This is a genomic window from Pseudoduganella aquatica (assembly GCF_009857595.1).
GTDB classification, from domain to species: Bacteria; Pseudomonadota; Gammaproteobacteria; order Burkholderiales; family Burkholderiaceae_D; genus Rugamonas; species Rugamonas aquatica_A.
In genome coordinates this window covers 19,701-27,704 of record NZ_WWCU01000056.1, presented here as the reverse complement: position 1 = coordinate 27,704, position 8,004 = coordinate 19,701, and the positions used below count along the sequence as shown (strand labels likewise).

Here is an 8,004-nt window from a genome sequence, read left to right as displayed (position 1 = left end):
CCTGTCGATCTACTCGCAGGACGAGCTCGACGCCATCGCCTTATCGCTCAATACGCGCCCCAGAGCAAGGCTCAATTACGAATCGCCACTCGTCGTTTATACTCAACACATCGAACTGCTACAACATTCAACTGACACTGTTAATTAACCCAGTGTTGCGCTTGGTATTTGAAACCGCCACCTATTTAAAATTATTTAACATTCGAAATTTAGAATGGGATGCATGACAAAAATGGTGTTGTTTTGGAAATTAATTTCCCATAGGATAGCACTTTGCTCCGCTGAGAGATGGGCTAATCATAAATATTTCGGGTGATGAGTCACATGATGCTTGTTCGGCGGACCTATGCATAAGTCGGTGCGAGATACTGCTCGATCAGCGCTGCGCCGTCGCTCAGAAGGAAGTTCTTGAACGCCTGCGCCACCGGCGGCAGGCGCTTGTTTTTGCGGTGGACCACGTACCAGTTCAGCATCACCGGGAATCCTTCCACGTCCAGCACCACCAGGCTGCCGGCCTTCAGCTCCTGGCTGATGGTGTGTGCCGATAAAAACGCCACACCCATGCCCGCGATCACCGCCTGCTTGATGGTCTCGGTGCTGCGGATCTCCATCGCCACGTTCAGGCGCTCCAGGTGAGCGCCGAAGCCGTCTTCCATTGAATTCCACGTATCCGACCCGCGCTCGCGGACCACGAACGGTTCCTGCACGATGCGCTCGACGGGAATGCGGCGCTCGCCCGCCAGCGGGTGCTGCTGCGGGGCCACGATCACGTAAGGGTGGGGCGCAAAGGCTGCGTGGGCAGCGTCGCCTTGCTGCGGCGGGCGCACCATCACCGCCAGGTCGGTCTGGTTGCTGGCCAGCCGTTCCAGCAGCTCGGCGCGGTTGTGCACCGTCAGGTTCAGCTTTACGCCCGGATGCCGGCGGGCGAATTCCACCATCAGGCGCGGGAAGAAGTAGTCGCCCGCGCTGATTACCGCCACGTTCAGCTTGCCGCCTGCGATGCCGCGAAACTGCGTCAGCGCCTCTTCGGCTTCCTGGAACTGCTGGATGATGGCGCGGCTGTGGTACAGCAGCTCGGCGCCGCCCGGCGTCAGGTAGACCTTCTTGCCCAGCTGTTCGAACAGCACCAGCCCGGCATGGCCTTCCAGCGTCTTGATCTGGGTCGACACGGCCGGCTGCGTCAGGTGCAGCTCGGCGGCGGCCCGGGAAAAGCTCAGGTGGCGCGCTACCGCTTCGAAGACTTTCAGCTGGCGCAGGGTGGCGTGTTTCATCGGTGGCCTATGTATACAGCATCGTGTATGGAAATGACAAAAACCTTTAACTATACCTAATCATTGTCTGAGCCTACGATGCATTAGTCAACCGACATTATTCCAACAGGAGGAGACCATGATGCAGATCGATACCGCCGACCTGGCAGACGCGCAGCGCGAGGCTTACAACGCCGCTTTTGGCGAACTGGGCCTGCGCTGGTACTGGGGCAGCAACGATTACACCGGCCAGATGGGCGTGGAGAGCCAGCGCGCCCACCTGCGCCGCTATGTGGAGAACCACCACCCGCACATGCTCAAGGTGTACGAGGCCGATTTCCTCGTGAACGCCATCCAGACCACCATGGCGCGCTGCCTGGAGGCGGCCCGTGCAGGGGGTGCTTTATTTAGCTTGAAATAAATGAAAGAATGTCGAATCTTAACCGCGGTCAAGGATATCGGTTTTTGCTTCTTCCACAATCATCTCGTGACACGGTCGACCAGACACAGTCCCACATAATAAATTTAATGGAGATAACGAAATGAAGCATGACGATGACATCGCGCCAGTGATCAGGCCTCCTTCGTACCGCTGGCTACAACTCATCATGGGCATTATCTGTATGGCCATGATCGCCAATCTGCAGTACGGTTGGACCCTGTTTGTGAACCCTATCGCCGACAAGTACGGCTGGAGCAAGGCGGCCATCCAGGTTGCCTTCACTATCTTCATCCTGACCGAGACCTGGCTGGTGCCGGTGGAAGGCTGGGCGGTCGACAAATGGGGACCACGTCCCGTAGTGCTGTTCGGCGGCCTGCTGTGCGCGCTGGGCTGGATCATGAACTCCTACGCCGACTCGCTGACCATGCTCTACATCGCGGCGGCCATCAGCGGCATTGGCGCCGGCGCGGTGTACGGCACGTGCGTGGGTTCGGCACTGAAATGGTTCCCGGATCGCCGGGGCCTGGCGGCGGGCTTGACGGCGGCGGGATTCGGGGCCGGATCGGCGGCCACCATTATCCCGATCTCCATGATGATCGCCAAAAGCGGCTACGAGTCCACCTTCCTCACCTTCGGCATCGGCCAGGGCGCCATTGTGATGCTGCTGGCGCTGCTGATGGTGCGTCCGCCGGCCCACGTGCCGAGCAAGATCCAGAAGCAGACCAAGGTGCAGCAAGGCCGCGCCGAGTTCGGCCCGTCGCAGATCATCCGCAAGCCGGTGTTCTGGGTCATGTACACGATGTTCGTGCTGGTGGCGGCCGGCGGCCTGATGGCGACCGCGCAAATGGGTCCTATCGCCAAAGACTTCAAAATTGACGGCGTGACCTTCAACATCATGGGCATGGTGCTGCCTGCTCTGACCTTCGCCCTGGCCATCGACCGGGTGCTGAACGGCCTGACGCGCCCCTTCTTCGGCTGGGTGTCGGACCAGATCGGCCGCGAGAAGACCATGTTCATCGCCTTCGCGCTGGAATCGGTGGGCATCCTGGCGCTGTACTACTGGGGCCGCGATCCTATCATGTTCGTGATCCTGACCGGACTGGTGTTCTTTGCCTGGGGCGAGATCTACAGCCTGTTCCCCGCTACTTGCGCCGACACCTTCGGCACCAAGAACGCGGCGGGCAATGCCGGCCTGCTGTACACGGCCAAGGGCACGGCGTCGATCTTCGTGCCGCTGTCCAGCGTCATCACGGCGGCGACCGGCAGCTGGGAAGCGGTGTTCTTCGTGGGCTGCGGCCTGAACGCGGTGGCTGCCTTCATGGCCTGGTGGGTGCTGCGTCCGATGCGCAAACGCTTCATGGACACTGCCGTCACCCCGGTTGAAGTGGCCGACGAAAAAGGCCTGGCGGCCGCCGCCCGGCTCGCCAACTAGCCCAACCCCCTGACTGATACGCGCCGGCTGCAGCAGCAGCCCTGGCAGCCGCAGCTCCCGCTGCCGCCGCCGAGGGACTCTGCACGCCGGCGCCTTTCGAAACGAGAACGACATGATCAAACGCTGGCTGCGCTTCCAACACTTCGACACCGTGCGTTTCGGCACCGTGGAAGGCGACAAAATCCGCATCTACGAAGGCGATATGTTCGACGCGCCCACGCCGACCGATTACACCCTGCAGCTGTCCGACGTGAAGCTGCTGATGCCGGCGGTGCCCGGCAAGGTGCTGGCCATGTGGAACAACTTCCATGCGCTGGGCCGCAAGCTGGGGCTGGAACCGCCGCCCGAGCCGCTGTACCTGCTGAAAACGCCGAACTCCTACCTGGCCCCCGGCGCCACCATCCGCAAGCCGCTGTGCGAGGACAAGGTGGCGTTCGAAGGCGAGCTGGCCATCGTGATCGGCAAAACCTGTTTCAACGTCTCCGAGGCCGACGCCCCGGACCATATATTCGGCTATACCTGTGCCAATGACGTCACCGTGAACGACATCATCAAGCGCGATCCGACTTTTCCGCAATGGGTGCGGGCCAAGGGTTTCGACACCTTTTGCCCCTTCGGCCCGGTGATCGCCACCGGTCTGGACCCCGCCATGCTGGTGGTGCGGACCATCCTCAACAGCGAAGTGCGGCAGGACTACCCGATCAACGACATGGTGTTTTCCGCCGCCCAGCTGGTGAGCCGGATTTCCAAAGACATGACGCTGGATCCGGGCGACATCCTGCTGTGCGGCACCTCGGTCGGCGTCGGTTCGATGCGGCCGGGCAGCATTGTGGAGGTCGAGATCGACGGCATTGGCAAGCTCAGCAACCGTTTTGAGTAAAAACCAAGGAGCTGAAAATGAAAATCGCCATAGTAGGGGCGGGAGCAATAGGAGGATTGGTGGGGGCCAGGCTGGCCCTGGCAGGCGAGCAGGTGACGTTCCTGGTGCGGGGCGCCAATTTAATGGCGATCCGCAACAAGGGCATCAAGCTGATCGAGCATGACGGCACGGAGAAGGTGGCGGTCAACGTGACGGCCACGGACGACTACGCCGAAGCAGGACCGCAGGACGTGGTGATCCTGGCGCTGAAGGCGCACCAGGTGGCGGCCGTGGCCGACCAGCTGCCGCTGCTGTTCGGCCCGGAGACCAGCGTGGTCACCATGCAGAACGGCATACCGTACTGGTATTTCCACCGCCACGGCGGCAGCCTGGAAGGGCGGGTGGTGCACAGCGTGGACCCGGACGGCCTGCTGGCGGCGCGCATTGCGCCGGAACGCGTGATTGGCTGCGTGGTCTATCCGGCCTCGGAGCTGGTGGCGCCTGGCGTGGTGCGGCATGTGGAAGGCGAGCGCTTCCCGCTGGGCGAGCTGGACGGCTCGAACAGCGACCGGGTGCAAGCCATCTCGGCCTGCTTTACGCGGGCCGGCTTCAAGGCGCCGGTGCTGGACCATATCCGGTCCGAGATCTGGCTCAAGCTGTGGGGCAACCTGAGCTTCAACCCGATCAGCGCGCTGTCCCACGCCACGCTGGAGGGCATCTGCCAGTATCCGCTGGCGCGCGGCCTGGCGGCGGACATGATGCGGGAGGCGGAGGCGGTGGCCAACCAGCTGGGCGTGACCTTCCGCGTCACGCTGGACAAGCGCATCGCCGGGGCCGAGAAAGTAGGGCGGCACAAGACGTCGATGCTGATGGATATCGAGGCAGGCAGGGGGCCGGAAATCGACGCCCTGGTGGGCTCGGTGGTGGAACTGGGGCGGCTTACCGGCACGGCAACGCCCCATATCGACGCGGTCTACGCGCTGGTGAAAATGCTGGAGCGGACCATGGCCGATGAGAGAGGGCAGGTCAGGCTGCAAAAAATGGCGGCCTGATGAAGAAACGGACGTCTCACAAGGACGTCCGTTTTGCTTTGCGGCTGAATTACAGGCCGTAGGTGTATTTGGCGTCGCTCTTGTCGCCGCCGGTGCTGGCGTCCAGCTGTTCGCGCAGGTTGACGGCGAACAGCGTTTCAATGATGAACATCAGGCTGAACGGCGCTGCTTGTTCGGTGGCGGGACGGGTCTGTTTGCTGGTGATGGTGGTCATGATATTTCCTCTGAAGTTAAGAATGGGTGCCAACGCGTTTGGTATGAAACGAGTATAGGTAGACGCCCAGCACGCCGCCAATTGCGGACGCGCATATCAGATATCACTAGCAAGAATATTGCCTATGAAAAACCCGGTTTTTCCACATATTCCTAATTTCAGGATTCTTGACCGCGGTCAAGATTCGTGGCGGGTTACGCGCTTCGCGCCTAACCCGCCCTACGCGGAAGTTGATCATTCGTAGGGCGGGTTAGCGGCGGAGCCGCGTAACCCGCCGGATCCGCCAGAGCCGCTAAATCTTGCCCTGGTTTTTGAGTCGGCTCAGCGTCTCCGGCGACAAATTCAGATACGCCGCCAGCTGCTTCTTCGGCAGGCGCTCAAACATCTCCCCATGCTTGCGCACAAAGCGGTGCACGCGGCCGGGCGCGTCCAGCAGATGCAGGGTGATGGTATGCCCCATGATCTCGCTCATCAAATGCATCACCTCATATTCGAAGCTCTGCTTGAGCTGGGAATGGCTTTCCAAAAACGCCACCCACTGCGGCATCGGCAGCTTGGCCACGCGCGCCTTGCTCACGCAGACGATGCTGTAAGGCGTGGGCGTCTTCAGGCGCCAGGCCGCGTAGCTGGTCTCGATATCGCGCTCGGCCGCGAAGCGCAAAATCATTTCCTTGGCCTCCTGGTTGGTCACCACCCGCTTGAGTATGCCGTCCAGGATGAAATACTGCTCCATCTCGTGCACGCCCTGGTTCAGCAGCAGGTCGCCCTTCTGGCAATCGACCACGCTCAGGTAGGGCTCAAGCGCCGCCATCTCGCTTTCGCGCAGTTCTTTCAGCACGATATTTTGGCGCAGCTGCACGCGCAGCACATTGCGTTCGGGGTGATTGGCTAACAGCGTCATGGCTAGAAATTGATACCGATCTGGAAATGTTAAGCATCTTCCTTTGAATCTTGACCGCGGTCAATGAGAGAAAACAAGTGCTCTCGCTAATATGGCCTTCAACAACCGGCCCGTTTCATAACCACAATATAAGAGACACTCATCATGACCAATACCGCAGCGGCATCCGAGCAGACCGATGGTTTCCACCTGGTAGTCGACGCCCTCAAGCACAACGACATCGACACCATTTACGGCCTGGTCGGCATCCCGATCACCGACCTGGCGCGCCTGGCGCAAGCCGAAGGCATGCGCTTCATCGGTTTCCGTCATGAGCAGCACGCCGGCAACGCCGCCGCCATCGCCGGCTACATGACGCAGAAGCCCGGCATCTGCCTGACCGTGTCCGCGCCCGGCTTCCTGAACGGCCTGACCGCGCTGGCCAACGCCACCACCAACTGCTTCCCGATGATCCTGATCAGCGGTTCCAGCGAACGCGAAATCGTCGACCTGCAGCAGGGCGACTACGAAGAGATGGACCAGTTGAACGCCGCCAAGCCTTACGCCAAGGCCTCCTACCGCATCAACAAGGCCGAGGACATCGGCATCGGTGTGGCGCGCGCCATCCGCGCCGCCGTGTCGGGCCGTCCCGGCGGCGTCTACCTGGACTTGCCGGCGCAGTTGCTGGCGCAAGTGATCGACGCCGAACACGGCCGCCGCTCGCTGGTCAAGGTGGTGGACGCGGCGCCGCGCCAGATTCCCGCGCCGGACTCGGTGCAGCGCGCGCTGTCGCTGCTGCAAGGCGCGAAGAAGCCGCTGATCCTGCTGGGCAAAGGCGCAGCCTACGCCCAGGCCGATGCCGCCATCCGCGCGCTGGTGGAAGAGTCCGGCATTCCTTACCTGCCCATGTCCATGGCCAAGGGCCTGCTGCCGGACACCCACGAACAATCGGCCTCGGCGGCCCGGTCCTATGTGCTGGCCGAAGCGGACGTGGTGATGCTGATCGGCGCGCGCCTGAACTGGCTGCTGGCGCACGGCAAAGGCAAGACCTGGGGCAGCCCCAAGCAGTTCATCCAGATCGACATCTCGCCCACCGAGATCGACAGCAACGTGGCGATTGCCGCACCGGTCATCGGCGACATCGGCTCCTGCGTGACGGCGCTGCTGGACGGCATCCGCGCCAGTGCCCAGGGCAAGCCTGATCCGGCCTGGACCGGCGCCATCGCCGAACGCAAGGACAAGAACCTGACCAAGATGGCGGGCATGCTGGCGCAGAATCCGTCGCCGATGAACTTCCACAGCGCGCTGCGCTCCATCCGCGACGTGCTGAAAACCCGGCCCGACATCAACGTGGTCAACGAAGGCGCCAACACGCTGGACTTTGCGCGCAGCATTATCGACATGTACGAGCCGCGCAAGCGTTTCGACTCGGGCACCTGGGGCATCATGGGTATCGGCATGGGCTTCGCCATCGGCGCGGCGGTCACCAGCGGCAAGCCGGTGGTGGCGATCGAAGGCGACAGCGCCTTCGGCTTCAGCGGCATGGAACTGGAAACCATCTGCCGCTACGAGCTGCCCGTGACCACCATTATCTTCAACAACAACGGCGTGTACCGCGGCACCGACGTCAACCCCACCGGCGGCAAGGACGTGGCGCCCACCGTGTTCGTGAAGAACGCCCGCTACGACAAGATGATAGAAGCCTTCGGCGGCGTGGGCTACCACGTCACCACGCCGGAGGAAATGACGCGCGCACTGACCGAGGCCATCGCGGCCGGCAAGCCGGCGCTGATCAACGCCGTCATCGACGAAACCGCCGGCACGGAAAGCGGCCGCCTCACCAACCTGAACCCCAGCACCGCAGGCAAGAAGTAA

At 61.9% G+C, this 8,004-nt stretch carries 8 protein-coding genes and 1 pseudogene; 6 read left to right on the top strand and 3 right to left on the bottom strand.

All coding sequences use genetic code 11. From position 1 onward, the window contains the following. A pseudogene (locus GTP77_RS31430) lies at window positions 1-148 on the top strand (IS30 family transposase); the annotation flags it as partial. A 196-nt stretch (window positions 149-344) separates the two neighbouring features. Here the strand turns inward: GTP77_RS31430 and GTP77_RS27910 are convergent. After that, window positions 345-1,271, bottom strand: coding sequence for a LysR family transcriptional regulator (locus GTP77_RS27910; RefSeq protein ID WP_161075424.1), 927 nt, complete (start codon window positions 1,269-1,271; stop codon window positions 345-347). A 118-nt stretch (window positions 1,272-1,389) separates the two neighbouring features. On the opposite strand from GTP77_RS27910, the gene GTP77_RS27905 reads away from it, so the two are divergent. The 4 genes from GTP77_RS27905 (at window position 1,390) to GTP77_RS27890 (ending at window position 5,035) form a co-directional block, all read left to right on the top strand. After that, entirely contained in the window at window positions 1,390-1,671 is a 282-nt protein-coding gene (locus tag GTP77_RS27905; RefSeq protein WP_161075423.1) for a hypothetical protein, read from the top strand. 121 nt (window positions 1,672-1,792) lie between these two features. Further along, entirely contained in the window at window positions 1,793-3,124 is a 1,332-nt protein-coding gene (gene oxlT, locus GTP77_RS27900; RefSeq protein WP_161075422.1) for an oxalate/formate MFS antiporter, read from the top strand. A gap of 112 nt (window positions 3,125-3,236) precedes the next feature. Further along, entirely contained in the window at window positions 3,237-4,004 is a 768-nt protein-coding gene (locus GTP77_RS27895) for a fumarylacetoacetate hydrolase family protein (RefSeq protein WP_161075421.1), read from the top strand. A 17-nt stretch (window positions 4,005-4,021) separates the two neighbouring features. Continuing rightward, on the top strand, window positions 4,022-5,035 hold the full coding sequence (locus GTP77_RS27890) for a 2-dehydropantoate 2-reductase (protein ID WP_161075420.1): 1,014 nt from the start codon (window positions 4,022-4,024) through the stop codon (window positions 5,033-5,035). 49 nt (window positions 5,036-5,084) lie between these two features. On the opposite strand, the gene GTP77_RS27885 is transcribed toward GTP77_RS27890, so the two are convergent. Then, window positions 5,085-5,249 carry a hypothetical protein gene (locus tag GTP77_RS27885; protein WP_161075419.1) on the bottom strand — a complete coding sequence of 55 codons (165 nt, stop codon included), beginning with the start codon at window positions 5,247-5,249 and terminating at the stop codon, window positions 5,085-5,087. Between the two features lie 292 nt (window positions 5,250-5,541). After that, a complete protein-coding gene (locus tag GTP77_RS27880; RefSeq protein WP_161075418.1) occupies window positions 5,542-6,150 on the bottom strand; it encodes a Crp/Fnr family transcriptional regulator in 609 nt (202 codons plus the stop codon). A 144-nt stretch (window positions 6,151-6,294) separates the two neighbouring features. Between GTP77_RS27880 and oxc the strand changes: the two genes are divergently transcribed. Then, window positions 6,295-8,004 carry an oxalyl-CoA decarboxylase gene (gene oxc / locus GTP77_RS27875; RefSeq protein ID WP_161075417.1) on the top strand — a complete coding sequence of 570 codons (1,710 nt, stop codon included), beginning with the start codon at window positions 6,295-6,297 and terminating at the stop codon, window positions 8,002-8,004.